The following is a 22,022-nucleotide window of genomic DNA, read 5'->3' on the forward strand; positions in this document are numbered from 1 at the left end:
TTAGTAGCTTTATCAAAAATATAAAAACCCTTACAATTGACTAAAAGAGACTAAAATTGTAAGATAAAAGAATGAATAAGAAACAATTAAAGACACTAATTAATTCAGGAAAAACATACGATGACGCCGATTTAGACTTGTCTGAATATCGTAACCATGCCCTTTTTGAAAGCCGCCGTTATAATCAAAAAATTAATAACAATGAGGGTTATCATCCAGAAATCTTAGAGAATCTTTTTGAACATTTAGGTAAAAATCCTTATATTGAATCTAATTTTCGCTGTGAATTTGGCTTCAATATAAGAATTGGCGATAATGTCCTCATTAATCATGATATGATTATTTTAGACTGTAATCAGGTCACGATTGGCAATAATGTTTACTTTGGCCCCCGCTGTGGTTTATTTGCTGCCAATCATTCGGAAGATCCAAGTTTAAGAACTGCTGGTGGGGTCTATTCAAAGCCAATTACGGTTGGGAACCAAGTCTGGTTGGGGGCAAATGTCAGCCTTCTTCCTGGTGTAAGCATTGGTGACAATAGTATTATTGGTGCAGGAAGTGTCGTTACCAAAGATATTCCAGAAAATGTGATTGCTGCTGGTAATCCTTGCCAAGTGATTCGTCCAATTCGAACAGAGGACCAAGAATGGATTAAAAAAGATAAATTATTTATTTCAAAATAAAAAAGCTAAAGAGTATTCTTTAGCTTTTTAAATTAATCAACTTTAACTATCCAGCCTTCTGGTGCTTCAACATCACCAAACTGAATACCAACCAACTCATCATATAAACGTTTAACCGTTGGTCCTACTTCTGTTTCTGAATGGAAAATATAAGAATCTTCTCCATCGTCAATACGACCAATTGGAGAGATAATTGCTGCTGTCCCACAAGCTCCTGCTTCAACAAATTTACCTAAATCTTTAGCATAAACTTCACCCTCAATCGCTTTGAGCCCCAAACGATGTTCAGCTAAATAAAGAAGAGAATATTTAGTAATTGAAGGTAAGATAGATGGACTCAATGGTGTGATAAATTCATTGTCAGCTGTAATTCCAAAGAAATTTGCTGCACCAACTTCTTCAATTTTAGTATGTGTGCTTGGGTCAAGATATATCGCATCTGCATAGCCTGAAGCTTTGGCACCAACTTCTGCTTGTAAAGAAGCTGCGTAATTTCCTCCAACTTTGGCACCTCCTGTACCAAGTGGTGCTGCCCTATCATAATCTCTTGAAATTACAAATTTTGAAGGAGCCAATCCGCCTTTAAAATAAGAACCAACCGGCATAGCAAAAACGGTGAAAATATATTCATCAGCAGGTTTCACACCAATAACATCACCAACCCCAATCAAAAGTGGACGAAGATAGAGCGTTGCACCCGTCCCGTAAGGAGGCACAAAATCTTCGTTGGCTTTTACGACTTGTTTAACTGCATCAATAAACATTTCAGTTGGAACTTCTGCCATACAAAGTCGACGCGCCGTATTTTGCAAACGAGCAGCATTTTGATCAGGACGGAAAAGCTGGATTGACCCATCCTTTGTCCGATAAGCTTTTAATCCTTCAAAACCTTGTTGACCATAGTGCAAAGCAGGTGATGATTCACTAATATGAAGTTGATTATCTCCTGTTAGTTCTCCAGCACTCCATTTTCCGTCTTTAAAACGAGCGATATAACGAAAAGGTAAGTTCCGATAGCTGAATCCTAAATTTTCCCAGTCTAAATTAATTGCCATAACATCCTCCAAATTTTTTTGTTATAATAGATTATATTATTTTCTGTAACATAAAACAAGAAAATATTCATGAAATTCAGTAAAAGTTCAAACAATTTTTTCAAATATAGTCAATTTCTCTATAAATGAATTTATAAAATTATTGAACAAAGGAGCAAAAATGAACTTATTAAAAACAAACTGGGAAGACTTTGGTTTATTTTTATTAGATAAAGCAATTACAATTTTATTAATTAGTATTCTTTTTTTTATTCTCTATCAAGCCGGCTCTCGTATCGTTAAACGCTTATTTAAAAATTATAGTGAGCAAAAATGGACGGATACTTCGAGAATTTTAACCCTCTCTCGACTGACAACCAGTGCCATCCATTATCTTACAGTTTTTCTTTATATCTATACTGTTCTAGGAGTCATCGGAATTCCTGTTGCAAATATCCTTGCTGGTGCTGGTATTCTCGGAGTTGCTCTAGGTTTTGCTGGGCGAGATTTAGTCGCTGATATTATCAATGGCTTCTTTATTATCGTTGAACATCAAATCAACGTTGGAGATACTGTGGCTTTTGCTGGCCTTGACATCGAAGGGGTAGTAAAAACTGTAGGAATTCGTTCAATTACAGTAATTGGCGCTGATGGCGCAACGACTTTTATTCCTAATCGAAATATTGCAGCTCTTAAAAACTACTCATATAAAGAAAGAACTGTTAATCTTGATGTGCCAGTAACAAGTGAAAATCTGATTGAAAGAAAAAATCAAATTATGGAAGTTAATGCAAATTATCCTCAACTTAAATATTTAGGAATTATCAACATTGAAGACAAACTCTTCTTAAGAACAAGTTTAACAGCCCCATTATCTAAGCTTACTCCTTTAAAAATGGAGATTTTAGATAAATATTATGAAAAATAATCACTGACAAACTTATGACTAAATAGAAAAAACATAATTTATCATCAAAATAAAAGCGATATAGTTAATCTATATCGCTTTTGTTTTGATTAAGATGACTATTAACTTTTTTAATGAGTAAAGCCATATGTTTTATTCTCAGGTTCCTCATGGTATAGAATATGAGCCTTATTTAAAGCATCAATCGCTTCTTGCATATCTTGAACATAGTTAAATGCCATATTCATCCCAAAATCTGCTCGAATCACTAAACGTTGAATGATTTCATTTTCCAAATTCTTAGGAAGTGGATAAGCAGGCACTTGCCAACCTTTCATCAGTAATCGATCTGCCAAATCATAAAGATTCCAACCCTGATTTGAATTTTCTTTTAATTTATAGCAGACAATTGGCAATTGTGACCCATCGTTCATAATTTCAAACATTCCTGTTTTTTCAATTTCTTTTGCTAAATACATGGCTACTTTATGCGTTCTTTCATGAATAGCTTTATACCCATCAAATCCATAACGGACAAAATTATAATATTGACCAATTAATTGAGAGGCACTGTGAGAAAAATTAATCGCCATCGTTGGTAATTCTCCTCCAAGATAACTTACTTTAAAAATTAATTCTTCTGGTAAATATTTTTTGTCGCGCCACAAAACCCAACCTACACCAGGATAAACTAAACCATATTTATGGCCTGATGTATTGATTGAAATGACATTTTTCAAACGGAAATCCCATTCAAGTTCTGGCTCAACAAAAGGAGCATAAAGTCCTCCTGAAGCAGCATCTACGTGAATATAAACTTTGTAATCTGTCTTTTTATTGTATTCTTCAATCAAATTATCCAAAGCTTTGATATCATCATAACGACCAGTATAAGTGATTCCCATAATACCAACAACTCCGATTGTATATTCATCAACATAATCCATCACTTTTTCCAAATTTATGGACATATGTTTTTCATCCATTGGGACTTCACGCATTTCAATATCCCAATAGACACAGAATTTTTCCCAGCAAACTTGATAACCAGATGAAATAACTAAGTTTGGCTTTTTCGCATTAATGTCTAATCCTAATTTTTCTGCTCGCTTGCGCCAAGAAAACTTCATGGCCATTCCACCAAGCATACAAGCTTCTGAAGAACCAATTGTTGAAGTCCCCATAAATTTTTCTTTTTCACTCGCATTCCAAAGGTCAGCGATCATGTTGACGCAACGGTTCTCAATTTCAGTTGTTCTTGGATATTCCGATTTATCAATCGCATTTTTTTCCAAGGTCTGACTCATTAGTTTGACTGCTTCAGGTTCCATATAAGTTTGACAGAATGTGGCTAAATTTAAACGAGCGTTCCCTTCATCTAACATTTCATCTTGAACTAACTGATAGGCCACTCGTGGCTCAATTGATTGTTGAGCTAATTTATATTTAGGCAAATCCACTTGCTCACTTTCTGAGCCGAAGATAGGTTCTAAGAATTCTGCTTCATCGCGATTTTCTTTTCCGTATAACATAGGTACATCCTCCAATTTTTTAATGTTTTAAAATATGTTCTTCTTTTTTTATAATATGATGCTCTCCGCGAGCTGCTGGATAAATCGCAGGGTTCACATCCCTTGCTTTAAAGTGTGTTGGTACTTCAATAGTATCATGTCCCGTTTTATCATGCAATTCATATATAATAAATGGCAAAATCACTGTCACAGCAAAGCTTATGAATAATATAATTTGATAAGTATGAGTTTCATTTTTCGCAATTGATTCTGGTGGAACAAAGGAAATAACCAAAGCGAACACAGATAATAAGAACCCAATTCCTGCAATAATCGTTTTTCCTAGTAGTTTTCCCGGAACATTGTAAGTACGCTTTAAATTTTGCTTTTTATAAATTAAAACGAAGTAACCTATAAAGAATAGTAAATAACCTATCAAATAAATGACTACGGTCAGGGAAATAGCCACTAAGAATGATAAGTTATTTCCTCCTCCACCAAATGTTAGTACCGCTCCCCAAAGAGTCACAATCACACCCTGTATCATGACTAGAGGCACTGGTACCTCGTGCGCATTTGTTTTGCGTAATAGCTTAGGAAGTAATCCTCGTTGAGCCGCTGCGAACATTCCTCTAGAAGGACCAACAACCCAAGAGCTTACTTCTCCCATTACTCCAAAAGCAATCATAAGTGCAATTACTTTAACTAGCCATCCAAAGTGACTGTTAAAATGTAAAATTAGCATTTGGAAAGTTTGAATAACTCCCGCACTCAAGGATAGTTCTTTTTGAGGAATCACTGCAGCTACTGAAAAACCACCTATTGCATCTAAAGAGATTGCTAAAATAACCAACAGAATCATTGCTAAAGGATAGTTTTTCTTTGGATTTTCAAGCTCATTAATGTGCGAAGCTGAGGCTTCGACCCCCATATAAGCTAAAATAAAAGAAACAAAGACTACTAATGTGGATAGCTGTGAAAAATCTGGTACAAAAGCATGTTTGTTAATCGGAATTTCTATAGGGTTACCTCCTATAAAATATATCGCTGCTAAAACGAACAAGATAATTGACGGAATTACTATTCCAATGACAAAACCAGCTTTTACCAATTTAGCAGTCCGCTGAGTTCCCCCTAATTGTGAAAAAGTCAATCCCCAAAAAATGACAAGTAAACCAATAAACTTAATCAATGGGTCTGTATTAAGTGGCTGAAAATTTAGCACATAAGAGAGGGCCCCTAAAATGAAATAGATCATAGTAACAAAACCTACTGTAATTTGGAACCATTGAAAAAATATTGCCGCAAAACCAAAGCGCTCCCCTAAAGTTTGGCTCACCCAACTAAAGATTCCACCATTTTTCCAACCTTCAACCGTCGCCATTTCTGCTGCACAGAGCGCTACGGGCAAAAACCATAGTAGCCCTCCGAGAAGTAAAAAGAACACCAAATGTAATTTTGACGTGGCAAAAGTTGGATACTCATAGACAGTCAAAACCATTGAAGCGGTTAATGCGAAAAAACCGAATAATGATAATTTTTTTTGATTCATCATACCTCCTTATATTTATGATTGAATTTTTTAAAAGACATGTTATATAGCCTCATACAACTCATCTTCATTTTCTAGTATATGCTCCAGAATAAAAAAAATCTCTTTTAAACTGTTGCTTTAAAGCAACAGCTCAAAAGAGACTAGATTGACCTTTTCAAATACTTTTCCATTTTTTTCTGATAGAATTCTTTTATCTTCATTCCTCCAAATTCTTCCAAAGTTTCAAGCGCATAATTTATTTTTTCTTCTCCCACTTCTGCATTTTCAAAATTAAAAATAATGATACCTCTAGCAAGATGTCTTAATACTTCTGAATATAAATCGACACCCACAGTTCGATATTTTTTAGTCATTTCTAAAATATTTTCGGCTTTTGTTCTTTCTCCATTAGCCGCGTATATCGCAACGCTTTTATAGGCTATTTGCAACAGTCTCCTTCTATATTTTAAGACTCTACAGTAATTTTCACATCTTTTGTCAAAATTAAAAAGCAACAATTCCAATTGTTTGACATTGAGAAAATCAGATACAAAATAGAATAAAGTTAGTTCAAAATATCCCCATTCTTCAATATTACAAAGATAAGTTTCAATTTCCTTAACTTCTGTCTGACTAATAGTCCCAAGCTTCGTTTTTACGGTAATCGTCAGTAAATGATTCCCCGTTTCTTTAACTTCAGAATATAACTCTTTTATTTTATCTCGGTTTTGACTAAATTCAGCTTTTTCCAATTCTAATATAAAAAATTCTTGGAAATTCGGCATATAATTATTTACTATCAATTCGTACTCAGCTAAAGGCACTTGCATTTCTTCTAACATCAAATCTATGCGCTCAAAACTCATCATACACTTTCCATGTTCAAATCTAGATATATTTGACCGGTCTATTCCAAGTTTACTAAAGTATGATAATCCTAAATTCTTCTGGTTTCGTAACTTTTTAAAACAATCTCCATATTTTTTATACACTTTTAACATCCTCCAAACTATTATTTTATTGTTTTTCAAGATTTATAACAGTTTATTAACTATACCCTTTAATCAGTATGTCAATGTAGTTGTTATTTCTGTATTTAAGAAATTACGCAATTGAGATTATAACTTATTTAAGACTTAATCGTCAAATTTATACCAGTTCATACAAAAAGCATCTCTCACATAATTTATAATAAAAAAACATTTATATTACTTTATATTTCTCTTAGGCTATTAAAGAAAATAGTGTAAAAGCTTATACTGGGGTCATCACGTGCTCTACCAGAATTTTGATATAAACATTTTGTTAAAATAAATATTATTAAAAAATATTGTAAATTATAACAGATGTAACTATACCAATTTTAACTATTTTATAAGTAACTAATTCTATAAAAAACTCTCTTTATTTATTATGTCATTTAGGTTAATATAAAATTTGTTTTTATTAAAAGAAATGGTAGCCTAAATAATTACTAAATTATATTTTTTAAATCACTGAAAAATAATTACTGACAGGCCTATCAGAAAAAAAACGTGAACAGATATCGTTCACGTTTTACATATTTTTACTGACAGAATCTACTATTTAAAATTGACCATTGTTTTAATCGGCTCATAGGACTTGCGATGAATTCTTGTAATACCATATTTTGTTAGAGCCTCAAGATGTTTTGCTGTTCCATAACCAGCATTATGTTCAAAATCATACTCAGGAAATTCACGAGCAAACTCTTTCATCATTTCATCACGAGTTACTTTAGCAACAATTGAAGCCGCCGCAATCGAGGCTGAGCGAGCATCTCCGTGAATAATTTTTGTCTGTGCAATAGGTAAATCCAAAGCCATAGCATCAATTAAGAGGTGTTCAGGTTTAACAGATAATTTTGATACTGCTTGAATCATTGCAATTTTTGTTGCTTCATAAATATTTACTTCATCAATTTTTTCCGCATCAACAATCCCAATTCCTATTGCTAAAGCTTTTTCTTGAATTTCAGATAGAATAGCATGATGTTTTGATTTTGGCACTTTTTTACTATCATTTAAACCCCGAATTTTACAATTTTTAGGTAAAATGACTGCTGCAGTCACTACGGGACCAGCAAGTGGTCCACGACCAACTTCATCAATACCTGCAATTAATTCAATTTCTTGATTATAAAGTTCCTTCTCAAATTCTAACATTTGTTCCAAGCGAGCCTCTTCTGCTAACTCTGCTAAAATTTGTTTTTTTCTACTTTTAACAGCCGCTTGAACCCCAGCCCGTTCATCGGCTTCATATTCTAAGAATTCTTTTGCTGACAAGTCTGTCAGTTTGGCTAAGGTCGCTTTAATTTCTTTAATGGTTTGTCCCATTTTACTCACCAACTCTCAAAAATTACTGACAGCTTTTCTGTCAATAATTTTACATAACAATATTTATGTAACTAGCGTTCAAAATCTGTCAGTATTCATACACTTATAAAATCAAAGTCCATCAACCCCAACTTCGTCCAAACAGAACAAGCCCAGTTTTCCATCGCGGACATCTTTGACAAACATATTATAGAAACGATCATAATCATCACGGAAACCAAATCTTGCAGTTAGCTCCATAATTAAGTCTGGAATTTCAAGCTCCAAATCTTCTTCTGTCATTCGATATCGTTTCATTGTGACTGTTCGATAATTCTTTAAAAAATAATTTAATCCAAAAATTGTTACCTCATCCATTGGTAATAAATCATCCTTAATTGCCCCAGTCAAAGCTAATTTTAAACCAACCAGTTGATCTTCAAATTTTGGCCAAAGAATACCCGGTGTGTCCAATAATTCTAATTCTTTATTAGTTCGAATCCATTGTTGACCCTTAGTTACCCCCGGACGATTCCCAGTCACTGCAACTTTTTTACCTGCTAAACGATTCATCAAAGTTGACTTCCCTGCATTCGGAATTCCGATAATCATTGTTCGCAAAGTAGTATGAGCAATGCCGCGCTCTTTATCATGAGCGACCTTATCAGCCATCAATTTTTTAGCAGCAACAGTTAATCTTTTTGCTGTATATTCTTCCTTAGAATTAATGGCTAAAGTTACAAATCCTTGTTCATCAAAATATTCAATCCATTGTGCTACCGCATTAGAATCAGCTAAATCAGCTTTATTTAAAGCAATAATTCTTGGTTTATCCCCAATAATTTGCCCTAACATCGGATTACATGAAGAAATAGGGAGACGAGCATCAACCAATTCAATCACAAAATCAACATATTTTAAATTTTCTTGCACCTGACGACGTGCTTTGGACATATGCCCAGGAAACCATTGTATCACCATATTAATACTCCTCAAATCAACTGTAATCTCTACAGCATTTATATATTTCTAATTTCACATTCAGATAAGAATCAAGGCTTAGCTGAGTTTTTATTCTACTAAAAGAATACAAATTTGAATTCTAATTTTTGCCCTCTTTTAAACCCAAAAGAATATAAAAAATGGACAAAGATTACCTTATCCATTTTAGCATTTTTCAACTTTTTTTGTAATCCTCAATTTTCAGGATTCAGATTTTCCGATTTTTAATAAATCAAGACCCAAAGTTAATTCTCTTAAGACCTTTTTAAAAACCTCTACAGAGAAAGAGGGGGATGTTGTCAAAGTTAAGAAAGTTTCTCCCCGATCAGTAATTGTGTAGTCTGTATCATAAAAACCATTCTTTTTATAGAATTTTAGACGTTTTACTCTCTGTTCATAATTATCTGCACTCGGATCAAGTCTCTCAATGTTCAAAGTAATATTTTTACCTGAAAATTTTTCTTTTAAAGTTTCTAAAATCGCTGAACCATAACCTTTAGACTGAACCTGATTATTAACTGCTAAATATAAAACAAAAGTCATCTCTTCATGACTCACAAGGTAAGAAACACCACAAAATTCATCATTTTGATAGTAAGCCCAGAAATGTACATTTTTCTTCAAGGCCCAAAGTTTTAGCAACCAAATTGGATATTGTTCTTCTTTAGGAAAAGAATTTTTAACTAAATCTATGACTTGACGATATTCCGGTAAAGTTTTAGATACATTTTTTATTTCTAAATTCATTATTTCTCCTCTACTTTAAGGGTAATATATCGATTATATCAAAAAAGATTTAGAGGTCATAATGAAGTCCTTTTACTATTAGTATAAAATATCTAATCTAGTCTTATAAGCCAATTCTTTAATGTTTGAAAGATTGCTTCTTGCTGTTGAAGATTAGAAATTGACGCCTTTTTATCTCCTTTTTGAAAACCATAGCTCCCAAATCCACTATGGTTTCCACCTTCTATAGTAATATACTTCGTTTGTTGTGGAAGATATTGTTTCGCCTTTTGATATGATGACCAGTTTAGGACCCCATCTTGAGAACCAACTATAGATAATATTCCTCCATTAAAATTAGTTAGACTTCCTTTTTTATCAGGATAACTAGCCAAAAAGAAAACTCCTTTTAATGATGAATCAGATATTCTTTTTTCTGCAAACCGACTTGCAATTACCCCACCTAATGAATGGCCACCGACCACATAATTATTGATTTTATTCGTTTTAATAATTGAGGAAGCTTTATCTGGATTAAACACTGCTAAATTTAAAGGTTCTTTTATTAGATAAACCGTATATCCTGCTTTAGCAAGTTTATTTGCCCAAATACTATAACTCTTATTATCTACTAGAGCCCCCTGATAAAAGATAATGCTTGTTTTTTTAGGATTTCCTTTAAATACAAGGGTATCATTCTGAACTTCAGCTTTTTGTGAAATTTTTAAAGCTTCAGAAGTGGGATGATAGCTATTCGTCTTAAGGTAAAAAAATATAAACGTAGCAATTATCAGTATTACCACTCCCGAAAAACCTAAAATTTTCTTTAACTTACTTTTTTTCATTCTTACTTCATTCTCCATATTGATATTATAATTATTATAACATGACAACAAAAACTAAAACGATTATATATTTATAATAATAAGATAAATAAACATTTTGCATTAACTTGCATTTTTAGCATATTTTCGATTAAATAATTGCAACTTATTGCTTAATTTCGTGTACTGTGTTATGATAGTTAAAAAGGAGAGAGAATGTTATTAGAAGAAAGACTATCCAAAATTAGCCAAATCATTGATAAAGAAGGCAGTGCCACAATTGATTTTCTAGCTCAAAAACTTGAAGTTTCAAAAGATACAATTAGGAGAGATTTAATAAAGTTAGAATCCAGAAAAAAATTGCATCGGGTTCATGGTGGAGCAATTCCAATCGGCAAAGAGGCTGAAATTTTGAATTATGAAGAACGCTCAAATATTTCCAACATTCTAAAGAAAAAAATAGCAAGTAAAATAAAAACTCTCATAAAAGATCATAGCACTCTTATTTTTGATTCATCAACAACCGTCGAAGCTGCTATAAAACAGCTTGATAACCTCTCTATCTCAACCATCACAAACTCCCTCACCAATGCAATATTACTTTCGAAGTATGAGAACGCAACTGTACAACTTCTTCCCGGAAAATTAAACAAGAATCAACTATTCTTGTACGGCGCGGAAACCGTTGAAAAACTCTCTGAATATCAAGTTGATTTTACAATCTTAGGCGTTTTCGCTCTTTCTAATAATGGTTTATTTATCCATACTGAAGAGGAAGGCATCGTCAAAAGAAAAATGATTCAACAAGGAAAGCAAGTCATAGCGCTAGCAGATCATACCAAACTTAATAAAGGAGGATTCTTTAAAATTTGTGATTTAAAAGAAATAGACTACCTCATCACTGATGAAAAAATTGAAGGTGAATTGATGAATAATTTAAATGATAATAATGTGAAAGTGGTGACTATAAATGAATAAAGAAATTGTTTACGAAAAAATAAACGAACCAAAGCTCTTTAATAATGTTCCACCGGTTACACTAACGGACAGAACGTTAGAAGATCGAAAAGAAAAGCTTTTATCAATAATGGCTAAGGAACAATACGATACATTAATTATCTATGCAGATAAAGAACATGGAAGCAATTTTGAATACTTTACTGGATTTATTCCACGTTTTGAAGAAGGATTGCTCATTATTGATAAAAATTATAAAGCCACGCTTGTTTTGGGTAATGAGAATTTAAAAATGTCTAAACACTCAAGAATTAAAGCTAATCTTATTCATTACCCTCAATTTTCTTTGCCAAATCAGCCCATGGATAACGAAAAAAATCTAACTCAAATCTTTAAGGAGTTAGAACTTTATAAAAACAAAAAAATCGGCTTGATTGGCTGGAAGATGTTTACCACACAAAACGAAGAGCCTTCAGAATTATTTGATCTTCCCTACTTTATCGTAGACGCAGTAAAGAATTCACTCTCAACAGATACAATTTTAACTAACGCTGCTCACCTCCTCATTGGTCCAAAAGGAATTCGGACGATAAACAATGCAAACGAACTCGCGCATTATGAATATGGAGCTAATCTTGCCTCTCGTTGCATTCTAAATGCCATGAATCAGCTTAAAATAGGAATGAAGGAAAGCGAAATTGGAGCAATACTCTCTGATGAAGGACAAGCCCACTCTGTAATTACAATTGCAGCTTCTGGTGAAAGATTTAAAAAGGCCAACTTCTATCCCACTTATAAAGAAATAAACTTTGGAGAACCAATTTCAATGACAACAGGTTTCAAGGGAGGCTTGTCTAGTCGAACTGGTTTTTTAGTCAATGAAGAAAAAGAATTGCCAGATAACCAAAAGCATTATCTCACTGATCTTGTCATTCCTTATTATAAGGGAGTCGTTTCATGGTTAGAAAATATTTCCATCGGGATGTCGGGAAATGATTTCTATAAAATGATTGATGAAAATTTGCCAAAAGCAAAGTACAATTGGCATTTAAATCCAGGACACTATGTCGCTGATGAAGAATGGATGGCCTCTCCTTTCTATAAAAATTCAAAAGTGAAAATTGCCAGTGGAATGATTTTTCAAATTGATATTATTCCGTCTGTAGAAGGTTTAGCAGGTGTAAGTGCTGAAGAATGCGTAGCTGTTGCTGATCAGTCCCTTCAAAATGAGCTTAAAACTGAGTATCCCGAACTATGGCAAAGAATTATAACTCGAAGAAACTACATCATAAATGATTTAAACATCAATTTAAGTTCCGATGTTCTTCCTTTATCAAATACAGTGGGCTACCTAAGACCTTTCCTCTTAGAAAAGTCGAAAGCCTTGAAAGTCAAATAAAGTTAATACTTATAAAAAAGAAGAATTCTATTCAGCAGAATTCTTCTTTTATTTTCACATAAAACTATCTTTCACTTTTTGAGCAAAAAAAGAATTGACTAATCCTATTTTTAGAATTAGTACAACATATTTGGGAAGGCATTAAAGTAATCAAAAACATTGATGAAATTATAATGATAAGAAAATCAATAATTATATTTTGTTTCAGATGAATTATAAAACCTAGAATCACAACTAGCACCAATAAACAGAATATCAAAATTATACCACTTGCTCTTAACCCGACGTCACGCCATCTTCTAACAGTCATCGTAATAACTGGGACAAGTAAAAACAAATAGATGATTCCAATAATAAAAATTGGTATATTAAGAAATGTACTCTCCATTATTTCTTGAACATTTTCTCCACCTGAAATATTCATTAAAGAACCAAAAATTAAGTAAGATAAAATGGCTGTTGGAATGATCGAAAATATTAATAAACTTAATATGACATACCAAAAATCAAGCCGACTCGTTTTACCTTTAAAATTAAAATATTCTCTAAAAAATTTTTTATAGGCATTGACTAAAACAACTTCTCCAACCATTGCCCCTCCTTTTTTATTAATATTAATTAAAAAAGACCTAAGAAAACAAAGCTCTTATGAAATAATTGTTATAATTAATCTACTTTTCTAAATCGAATAAATAGCACAAGTGAACCAAGTATGAGCAAGAAAGAACCAAACAAAGTAAGTTTTTTCATTCCTTGTTCTTTATCACCTGTTTCAGGTAGGTTATTTTCTTTAGAATTTGCAACTGATTCTTTATCTTTAACATTCTTAGACCCTTTAGTTATTTCATTGTCTCTAGAGCCTGGATTTACATTATTTTTATCACTAGAATCTGGAAGAACTTCTTCTGGTTTATTAGGATTAGCATTTTTTTCATAAACATAAGTCACTGTTTGAGGGCTATTAGTATATTGACCAGAAGCATTACCAATTATATTTTTGAAAGTATAACTAGTTAGTTCTTTCTTTTCTGTATGATAAGTTTCACCAATATTACCTGTCTGAATAACATCACCGAAAAGTACCTTACCATCTGTATCTATATACTTGACCGTCACTTGACCAAGTATCTTAGCATTTTTCTGATAAATATAAGTTACTGTTTGAGGACTATCCGTAAATTTACCAGTCGCATCTCCATCCACTTTAATTAAAGAGTATCCTTGGAAACTTAATTCTTTTGAATTATAAGTTGCTCCTACATAGCCGTTTAAAACCTCTGACGGTGCTAGTTCTTGACCATTTTCATCTTGATACTTAACCGTGACTGGTGCGCCATCATCAACGACATCAAATTGATGTAAATAGGTACCTGAGGATATTGCATAGAACGTGTAACCATCGGGAACTGCATACGTTCCTGCCGGGTTATTTAAACGAGCATTATACTCAAAAGATTTTATTCCTTGATATTCTTCAGGACTAACTGAATTGATAGTGATTCCTTTGTCATCTATTTGCAAATGACTGGCTTGAAGTTGAGTTCCATTAAAATCAAAATATGTATTACTAGCAGAGTTTGAAGTTGAAAAAGGAGGAATATAACCATCAAAATTCGTCATTCGATTAGGCATCATTGAAAATGGAATATAAACACTTTGCTCATCTTCATTATATTTCAAGGTCGATCTTGTCACTGTAGTTGGAGGATCATTTCTTCCAGTATTTTGACCAAATGCTGCCAAGTCAGACATTATTGGAAAATCTTTGATGACAGTAAAATCTGTAATTCCACAAAATTGAACACTAAGACTCTTTAGATTCGGAAGAACTTTTAATGGCTCAATGGTTGTAATATTCATATTACTATCCATATAAAGTCTTACTAAAGCTTTTAAATTAACAATTTTTGCTAATACAGAATTATCCACGCTAGTGCCACCAATTGACAAATTTGTCAAACCCTGACTTGCTGTAAGATTTGGAAAGTTATCGCTGGTTAATGAACTAGTTTGTAGGGTAACAAATGTCAGTTTGGTTAATGATTCTAATGGTTTAAAATCTGTGATTTTGTTATTGACATTAATATAAATTGATGAAAGATTAGTTGCATGTTCAAGTCCAACTAGGCTATAAATATCTACTGAATTTAAAGTTAAATTCGTTAATTTATCCATATCTGTCTGAGTCAGTTCAGCAGTCGTTGCAAGCCCTAAAGTTGATAAAATTGTTTGTTTTAAATTTGGGTCTGGTACAGAGATTGTAGAACTTGCTGCTGCTTTTGGTTCAGCAACCGTTGTTGATGCAACTACTTCCTCTTTTTGCGCCATTTTTTTTGAATCAGAAGTCAGACTTTCAGAAGGTGCTAAGCTAATAGTAGAAGAACTTTCTGGCAAGGAAACCGTGGAATTGCTTTGGTTTTGATCATCAGTAGAGGATTCCACCGTTTGACTTTCAGGTGTAGTTTCAGAAGCATCTTTTTGACTTGTTGGTACTGTTTGTTCAGATTCTGTTTCAGTTGCCGAGACACTTAATGGTGTTAAGGCCAATGGTATAGACAAACAAAACAGCATAAGATAAAGGGTACTCTTATGTTTCCATTTATTTAAATGTATCTTTTTCATAATAACTCCTTGTGTAATGTTTAAGTTACAGCTTATCACACAAGCGTTTACATGTCAATCCATTTCAAAAATATTAAAACATATATATTTCAACACTATTTTAGACTATTTATTACATTTAGTACTTCTATCGTTATTAACTTTACCTATTGTTCACTTTACTTCTTTTATTCTTAATGGTAAACAAATTAATTAATTTATTTCAATTTCTAATTTGTAGTAAAAAAAAGTTTCTCAGTTTGCTCTGAAAAACTTTTTTTACTATTTAACAACATTTAATTACCCTTATATTACACGCTACTAATGTGCAATCATTTCTTGAGCAATCTCAAAGCCCGTCAACTTTTTCGGATAATAAGTTGGCCAATTTTCTAATTCAGATAAAACTTTTTCTTGGCTCTCTCCACCATGGAAAATATGAAAATGACTTGTCTTTACGGGGCTAATATTATGGTCACTAAATTGAACATATTTAAATTCACCGGCCTTGGGATCATTTGATTCAAATAAATAACGGACCCCACGGTTTCCTTTACTATAGTTTAGAATTTTGAAACCTTTATATTGATATGTATAGCTCTCTTTTACTCCATTTTTAACGAAACTCATCGTTTTATCATCTATTAAAATTTGGTCGACATCCGTTTTATAACCCTTTCCGTAATAATCCTTATATTCAGCAGCTGACATGTCCTTATTAATTTTAGATTTAAGCTCAAACACTTGGTCTAATGTTCCTTTTTCCAAGAGAGGATAGACTGATTGCCAATTTCCACTATAATCACTTAAGGAACGGTTTTTCACATCAGCATCAGAAAAATAACCATTGGCAACCGTTTTTACTTCTTTACTTTTCTCTTCTGCTTGAATGTCTTTTCCTTCAGTTTCTGTTGTTTTCTTAAGTGCTATTAAATTTTGTTCCATAACTTTGATATAATTCCCACCCTCTGAAAGTTCTTTCTTCGTCAAACTTTCTAATGGATTAAGCACCTCAACGTTTACTTTTGCTTCTTTAGCGAGCGTTTTGGCAAATTTATCATTAGCATTTTTTTCAAAATAAATATACTGAATGCCATTAGCTTCAACATATTTTTTTAATTCCCCCAATCTTTTAGCTGAAGGCTCTTTGTCTGGATTTAAACCTGCAATAGATACTTGATTAAGGCCATAGTCCAATGCTAAATATCGAAAAGCCGCATGTTGAGTCACAAAATTTTTCTGCTTAGCATCTTTTAGTTCTTCATTGTATTTTTGATCAAGTTTACTTAATTTTTTAATATATTTTTCAGCATTTTCACTGAAAAGATTAGCTTGTTTAGGATAGAGTTTTTTTAATTGAGCTTCAATTGTCTTTACTTCTTTAATCGCCATCTTTGGTGAAAGCCATGTATGTGGGTCATACTCATGATGATGATCACTTTCGTTTTCTGAGTGTTCATGTTCATCGTCAGATCCCGGAAGTAAAACAATTTCTTTTGTTCCTTCGATAACCTTGGGCGATTTTTCTCCCAAAGTATTTTTCAACTTTCCTACCCAAGTTTCCATATTATCATTATGATAAACAAAAAGATCTGATTTATTAATTTTCAACATATCTTTTGCTGAAGGCTCATAATCATGAGGCTCTGTACCTGCTGGTACTAATAGTGATACTTCTCCAGCCTCACCCACAACATTCTTTGTAAATTCATAAACGGGATAAAAGGTGGTAACAACTGATAGTTTTGAACTGGCATTTTTTTCATTTTCTTTTGAATTTGTATTCTGACAAGCAGCTAAAAATATTAAAGCCACTAAGCCTAAACATACACTAACAATCTGTTTTTTCTTACACTTGATTAAGTTCACTCTTAAAATCCTCCTAAAAATAATCATCTTTACTCATTTAATCTAGAGATAAATACCAAACCAGTTAGTAGTTGATTAACCGGTTAACTTTATAGTCAAAAAAATATTTAATTTCCTATTAAATTTCACTTTTCAATAAAACACCCCCTTATATAGTTAACCAGTTAAGTATATCTAAAATTTTATAATTTGTCAACCGGTTAAGTAATTTTAGTTTACAAAAAAGACTTAATTAAAAAGTCTTTTTAGATTATTTATTTAATTTTCTCATTGACCTGAAAGCACCTTTTTCAAATTTTCATTGATAACAGAGGTATCTTCAGGATGTTGATTGATTAGTTCATTAGATTTAAAGATTGCGGCAGATTCAGGTGATTGGACTGCCTGTTTGATATGGGGATCACTTATCGAATTAATGTAATCTAATTCATCTTGCCAAGCCTTTTTTAATTGAACATAGTATATATTTTCTGAGCTTTGTTGCTTACTCCTGCTACTCAGTTCTGTTGAACTAGCTTGTTTTGTTTGAGTTTCTTTGGAAGACTCTCTTATCAATCTTGTCGAACTTTGACTGCTCTCTTTTGATGAGCTACTGGTCTTACTGCAAGCCGTAATTGTAAAAAGTATGAGTAGTGAAAGTATCCCAATAAAAAATTTTTTCATTCATCCTTCTCCTATAAATATTTTATTAATTTTTATCTTCCTGAAGTCCTAAAAGTTTCTCCATATTCGTATCAGGTAACAATTTTGCAAGCTCAAATCCTGTATTAATTTTTGAATAAATAGAACAAACTACAAAGATGTTTTTATTAGAAAATTTGACCATTTTTGATTGACCTGATGAGGCGGGAATGTGATGGTGGCCTTGAATTGCTCCAATAATATTAAAATCTTCGAATAAGCTTAATATCCCCCTATGAGCACATTTATAAGATTTGTTATAGGAGCTGCTCTTTGGTGAAAGCATACTTAATTCATTAAATAATGGGGCATGAGAAACAACTACTGTTGGAATTTGTTTATCTTGAGCAAGAAGTCTTTTCAGTTCAATAGCAATAAAATTTTGCAGTTCTTTCTTTCGCTTTACAAGAGCCACTGGTATGGTTAAGCCAATATAACGTACTCCCTCATAAATCACCGATTCATTATTTAATATCTTCATTTTGGGATAATTTTGCGCTAACTCCTCTTTTATGAGTTCATAAAAGGAATTATCCCCTATTGGTAATTTTGGCCATGCCTGATCTGGGTCTAAAACTAAATCGTTAAACCATTCTTTTTCTCTAAAATCATCCCATTTACTTTTAGAAAAAATCTTTTGGTCTGAAAGAATATCTGATAGCTCATGATTTCCAATAACATAAATACCTTGCATTTTTGAATCTGAAACAACAGAATCAGAAATATTTCCTACTAAAATATTGAAGTTAGGATTAGAGAAAGGAAGTTTTCCATCCTGACTATCGATATCTGAAATAACATTAATTTTATTATTATTTTCAGTAGAATGAACATTTTCAAAGTACTGCTCAAGGTCTTTAGGATTTTGACTATGTGCAACATAATTTTTCCGTAAATTCCTCAATTGATTACCCACATTTGATTTCAGTAGTGGTTTGGTCACCACTTCTTTAATAGGTTCAGCAATTTGAATGTTTTCAATCTCTACTTTAAGTGGGGCAGGAAGATTTTCTAAACCAACTTTCAAATCTGACTGACTTGAAAGTGCTAAATTCTTACTTTGATCAAGATAAACATTATCTTTCGTTTGTTCATGGGCAGAATCAAGCAAATGAACATTTTTACCATCCGTTGAAATCGGTAAATTCTGCGTCACTTCAACAACAAATTTCAAGTATTCGGCTAAATAAGGTGAGATTCCAGTTTTTCTATTTTCACTATGTAAGAATTTACCTGCCAAATTAGCAGAAAGAGGGCCCGTTTCGTCATGTTGCATCATCCTTCCCAAGACTTGCATTTCAAACAAAGGGTCCGCAAAAATTTGTTGATAAGCGTTCTCAACTTCATTGGAATCAAGTGCAACTCTTTGTCCTGTTAATTGAAAAATAGATAAAGCCAAATATTTTTTTAGATTATTTTCATGACTTTCAATATATTTTCTTGTTTCATTCGGATGCAAGATTGCTTGAATAGAGGATTTCTGTATATAATTTCTTCCTGTATCATAAGGAATTGCAGAGTAGATTAAATCCCCCTTACTCTCAATTGCTAAAGATTTGTGATTTAAATTATAAACTAATTGAAAATACTGGCTCTGATAAATAACTTTATTGACTGAACGACGTCGATTTTCTTGATAAAGTTCAAATCGACCTTCTAATAAATTTTGACTGATTTCAAGATTCTTTTTTTTAATTTCTATCGCAGTTTCTACGGTTTCTTTTCGCTCTTTAGAAATTTCATTTTTAGCCTTCAAGTCATCTAAACCCTTCTATTTTTTAACTAACCTTAATAAATTTAACTCTTTAACATCAGTAAAATTTTATTAGATTTAATTAAAGATTATGTCCTGTTTTTATCTAAATCCATTATATCAGATAAACTATTTAAAAATGCTTGTAAAATCAATCGTATAAACTAAAAAATAGCTAGTATATCATACTAGCTATTTTTCTAAAATTACCGATAAATCTCCCGACCTTTTTCATCTGAGATACCAGACATTCGATAAAAATATGTATTAACTTGGTCTCGCCAATTTCTGGTATTTTCCAATTGTAGATTTAAACGTTCAAGCACATTATTATATGTCAGCTCATCAATTTCTCCAATTAATGTCTGCCAACTTTTGAGATATGACTCTACTCGCTCAAAACCTTCAAAATGCTGGTCATAAATGGTCTGAATCAATGTTTTTCCACTTTTTAAAAGTTGCCCATATTCGACATAATGGAAAAAGAGTAAAATTTCATCTGGAGTTTTACTTTTATCCTCAAAAATTTTGGACACTTCCGGGGCATAAAGATTAGCATAGCCAGTTCCTGTCGCACTTGTTCGGTCAATGCCAAGACCATTGCGGTCAGCAAAATGATAGGCTCCCCAACGATCATACTCATACCCATTGATGGAAGGCCCGTAGTGATAATGAGGAACCATCATTGAACCCACACCAAGTGGTGCATTGTAGAGTTCATATGTTCGATTAGAATCAATCATGAGCTCAAAAATTTCTTTTCGTACCTCTTCTTTCACCTCTGGAAAAGTCAACGCAATCCATTCTTGCAAAATCTTAGCTGCTGTTAAATCATTGTTCCAACACATTCGACCAAAACCATAAAAATTTGCTTGGGCTAGTTTGTTGCCACACCAATTTTCATCCATTCCCACGTTACCAATGGCAACAAAACCTGAGTTTGTCGCTATAGGAGAATTTACTCTGATTGTATCCTTTGGCTGACCGTAGTTATCAAAATGAATCATTTCTAACCATTGAGGAAGAACATAGTTCAAGTCAATTTGATGTCCTAAATACTCGGCTGTGATTTGAAATTTCATTAATTGATTAGTCTTTTTAAGTGCCCCAAACAAGGGCATCAAAGGTTCCCTCACTCCAAAATCAATGGGACCAAATTTAATTTGTAAAATTACATTGTCCGCAAAATCACCATCAAGAGGCATAAAGTTTTCATAAGCTGCCTTAGCTCGGTCATTCTTACGATTCCGCCAGTCCGTTTGCGAATTATATACAAAAGTTCGCCAAATGACAAGTCCTCCATATTTTTCAAAAGGCTTAGCAAGCATATTGGCTCCGTCCGCATGATTTCGACCATATTGATAAGGACCAGGTTCACCCTCAGAGTCTGCTTTAACAACAAAACCACCAAAATCAGGAATGACATTATAGATATGGTCAATGGTTTGTTGCCACCATGAAGACACTTTTTCATCCAAGGGATCTGACGTTTCTAGTCCACCAATTAATTTTGGTGCTGCCCAATTAATAGCTAAGAAGGTCTTGAGACCAAAAGTCGCAAAAAGACTAGCAATCTCACCTACTTTTTCAATGTAAGGCGAGATAATCAGGTTTGTTCCCAAAGCTCTAACATTCACATTATTTAGTGAAATTGCGTTAAGTCCAATGGAAGCAAGAAAACGAGCGTACATTTCTAAGAGCGTGAAATCATTACGAAAAATATCTGTTCCAATATCTTTGACAGCAAAGGATCCAGTGTCTGTGTTATCATTTGAACCGAAGCGACCAAAGAAGATAGATTCACCAGCATAACCACGCTCAATAGTACCATCCACTTGATCCCAGTGATTAATCATCCGCAAAGCTTGATTAGGTGATGATTTTTCAGATAATTTGGCCCCTGTTAGTTTTAAACGCAAATAAGCATAAAATCCATAAAGCAAACCAACTGACGAAGCACCAATAATCTCATTTTCTCTGATTTCATAAGCTTCTAAATTATCATTTAGATCACTTTTTACTGACAAGACCACTGTTGCTTTTGACTTTTCTCCTGTCAGTTGACAGCCTAACCATTCACTGATTTCTGAGCGCAAACGAAGCGTGATTTTATCTTCAAATGCCACATCAACATAAAAAATCTCCTCGGCCAGTCCTTCTTTCAAGACTGAAGACTTCAGCCACATTTCATCAATCGTCATTTTC

General features: G+C 32.9%; 18 protein-coding genes. 4 read left to right on the top strand and 14 right to left on the bottom strand.

The genetic code is table 11. From position 1 onward, the window contains the following. The first annotated feature begins 71 nt into the window (after positions 1-71). A complete protein-coding gene (locus tag QJV49_RS01215) occupies positions 72-683 on the top strand; it encodes a sugar O-acetyltransferase (RefSeq protein ID WP_003130183.1) in 612 nt (203 codons plus the stop codon). Between the two features lie 32 nt (positions 684-715). Here the strand turns inward: QJV49_RS01215 and QJV49_RS01220 are convergent, their stop codons facing one another. Further along, on the bottom strand, positions 716-1,738 hold the full coding sequence (locus QJV49_RS01220) for a branched-chain amino acid aminotransferase (protein WP_003130182.1): 1,023 nt from the start codon (positions 1,736-1,738) through the stop codon (positions 716-718). 160 nt (positions 1,739-1,898) lie between these two features. Here QJV49_RS01220 and QJV49_RS01225 point away from each other — a divergent pair, with 160 nt between their 5' ends. Next, the gene (locus QJV49_RS01225; RefSeq protein ID WP_225511439.1) at positions 1,899-2,645 is read left to right on the top strand and encodes a mechanosensitive ion channel family protein; all 747 of its coding nucleotides are present in this window, start codon (positions 1,899-1,901) and stop codon (positions 2,643-2,645) included. A gap of 110 nt (positions 2,646-2,755) precedes the next feature. On the opposite strand, the gene QJV49_RS01230 is transcribed toward QJV49_RS01225, so the two are convergent. The 7 genes from QJV49_RS01230 to QJV49_RS01260 form a co-directional block, all read right to left on the bottom strand. Next, positions 2,756-4,156: a glutamate decarboxylase gene (locus QJV49_RS01230; RefSeq protein ID WP_225511440.1), complete on the bottom strand. Its 1,401-nt coding sequence runs from the start codon at positions 4,154-4,156 to the stop codon at positions 2,756-2,758. Between the two features lie 19 nt (positions 4,157-4,175). Further along, entirely contained in the window at positions 4,176-5,687 is a 1,512-nt protein-coding gene (gadC, locus tag QJV49_RS01235; protein WP_225511441.1) for a glutamate:gamma-aminobutyrate antiporter, read from the bottom strand. A 143-nt stretch (positions 5,688-5,830) separates the two neighbouring features. Further along, complete coding sequence (locus QJV49_RS01240) at positions 5,831-6,661, bottom strand: XRE/MutR family transcriptional regulator (RefSeq protein ID WP_225511442.1); 831 nt, start codon at positions 6,659-6,661, stop codon at positions 5,831-5,833. A gap of 591 nt (positions 6,662-7,252) precedes the next feature. Continuing rightward, positions 7,253-8,026, bottom strand: coding sequence for a ribonuclease HII (locus QJV49_RS01245; RefSeq protein ID WP_225511533.1), 774 nt, complete (start codon positions 8,024-8,026; stop codon positions 7,253-7,255). Positions 8,027-8,137: 111 nt separating this feature from the next. Then, positions 8,138-8,986 carry a ribosome biogenesis GTPase YlqF gene (ylqF, locus tag QJV49_RS01250; protein WP_225511443.1) on the bottom strand — a complete coding sequence of 283 codons (849 nt, stop codon included), beginning with the start codon at positions 8,984-8,986 and terminating at the stop codon, positions 8,138-8,140. 222 nt (positions 8,987-9,208) lie between these two features. Next, positions 9,209-9,754 (bottom strand): GNAT family N-acetyltransferase, encoded by a 546-nt coding sequence (locus QJV49_RS01255; RefSeq protein WP_015426521.1) that lies wholly within the window; start codon positions 9,752-9,754, stop codon positions 9,209-9,211. A 92-nt stretch (positions 9,755-9,846) separates the two neighbouring features. Continuing rightward, complete coding sequence (locus tag QJV49_RS01260; protein WP_058206445.1) at positions 9,847-10,578, bottom strand: alpha/beta hydrolase; 732 nt, start codon at positions 10,576-10,578, stop codon at positions 9,847-9,849. Between the two features lie 195 nt (positions 10,579-10,773). On the opposite strand from QJV49_RS01260, the gene QJV49_RS01265 reads away from it, so the two are divergent. Further along, the gene (locus tag QJV49_RS01265) at positions 10,774-11,535 is read left to right on the top strand and encodes a DeoR/GlpR family DNA-binding transcription regulator (RefSeq protein ID WP_225511444.1); all 762 of its coding nucleotides are present in this window, start codon (positions 10,774-10,776) and stop codon (positions 11,533-11,535) included. Continuing rightward, positions 11,528-12,913, top strand: coding sequence for a Xaa-Pro peptidase family protein (locus QJV49_RS01270; protein ID WP_225511445.1), 1,386 nt, complete (start codon positions 11,528-11,530; stop codon positions 12,911-12,913). The genes QJV49_RS01265 and QJV49_RS01270 overlap by 8 nt, the downstream gene beginning before the upstream one ends. Positions 12,914-12,977: 64 nt before the next feature. On the opposite strand, the gene QJV49_RS01275 is transcribed toward QJV49_RS01270, so the two are convergent. The 6 genes from QJV49_RS01275 to QJV49_RS01300 form a co-directional block, all read right to left on the bottom strand. Then, the gene (locus QJV49_RS01275; RefSeq protein WP_225511446.1) at positions 12,978-13,505 is read right to left on the bottom strand and encodes a DUF805 domain-containing protein; all 528 of its coding nucleotides are present in this window, start codon (positions 13,503-13,505) and stop codon (positions 12,978-12,980) included. 74 nt (positions 13,506-13,579) lie between these two features. Beyond that, positions 13,580-15,535, bottom strand: a complete 1,956-nt coding sequence (locus tag QJV49_RS01280; RefSeq protein WP_225511447.1) for a MucBP domain-containing protein — start codon at positions 15,533-15,535, stop codon at positions 13,580-13,582. 300 nt (positions 15,536-15,835) lie between these two features. Continuing rightward, positions 15,836-17,410, bottom strand: coding sequence for a zinc ABC transporter substrate-binding protein AdcA (locus QJV49_RS01285; RefSeq protein ID WP_241892256.1), 1,575 nt, complete (start codon positions 17,408-17,410; stop codon positions 15,836-15,838). Positions 17,411-17,650: 240 nt separating this feature from the next. Beyond that, the gene (locus QJV49_RS01290) at positions 17,651-18,046 is read right to left on the bottom strand and encodes a hypothetical protein (RefSeq protein ID WP_225511449.1); all 396 of its coding nucleotides are present in this window, start codon (positions 18,044-18,046) and stop codon (positions 17,651-17,653) included. Positions 18,047-18,071: 25 nt separating this feature from the next. Further along, positions 18,072-19,820 carry a metallophosphoesterase gene (locus QJV49_RS01295; protein ID WP_225511450.1) on the bottom strand — a complete coding sequence of 583 codons (1,749 nt, stop codon included), beginning with the start codon at positions 19,818-19,820 and terminating at the stop codon, positions 18,072-18,074. A gap of 203 nt (positions 19,821-20,023) precedes the next feature. Then, positions 20,024-22,018, bottom strand: a complete 1,995-nt coding sequence (locus QJV49_RS01300) for an alpha-glucuronidase (protein WP_225511451.1) — start codon at positions 22,016-22,018, stop codon at positions 20,024-20,026. Between the last annotated feature and the right edge of the window lie 4 nt (positions 22,019-22,022).

Source organism: Lactococcus sp. NH2-7C (assembly GCF_029953655.1).
GTDB classification, from domain to species: Bacteria; Bacillota; Bacilli; order Lactobacillales; family Streptococcaceae; genus Lactococcus; species Lactococcus lactis.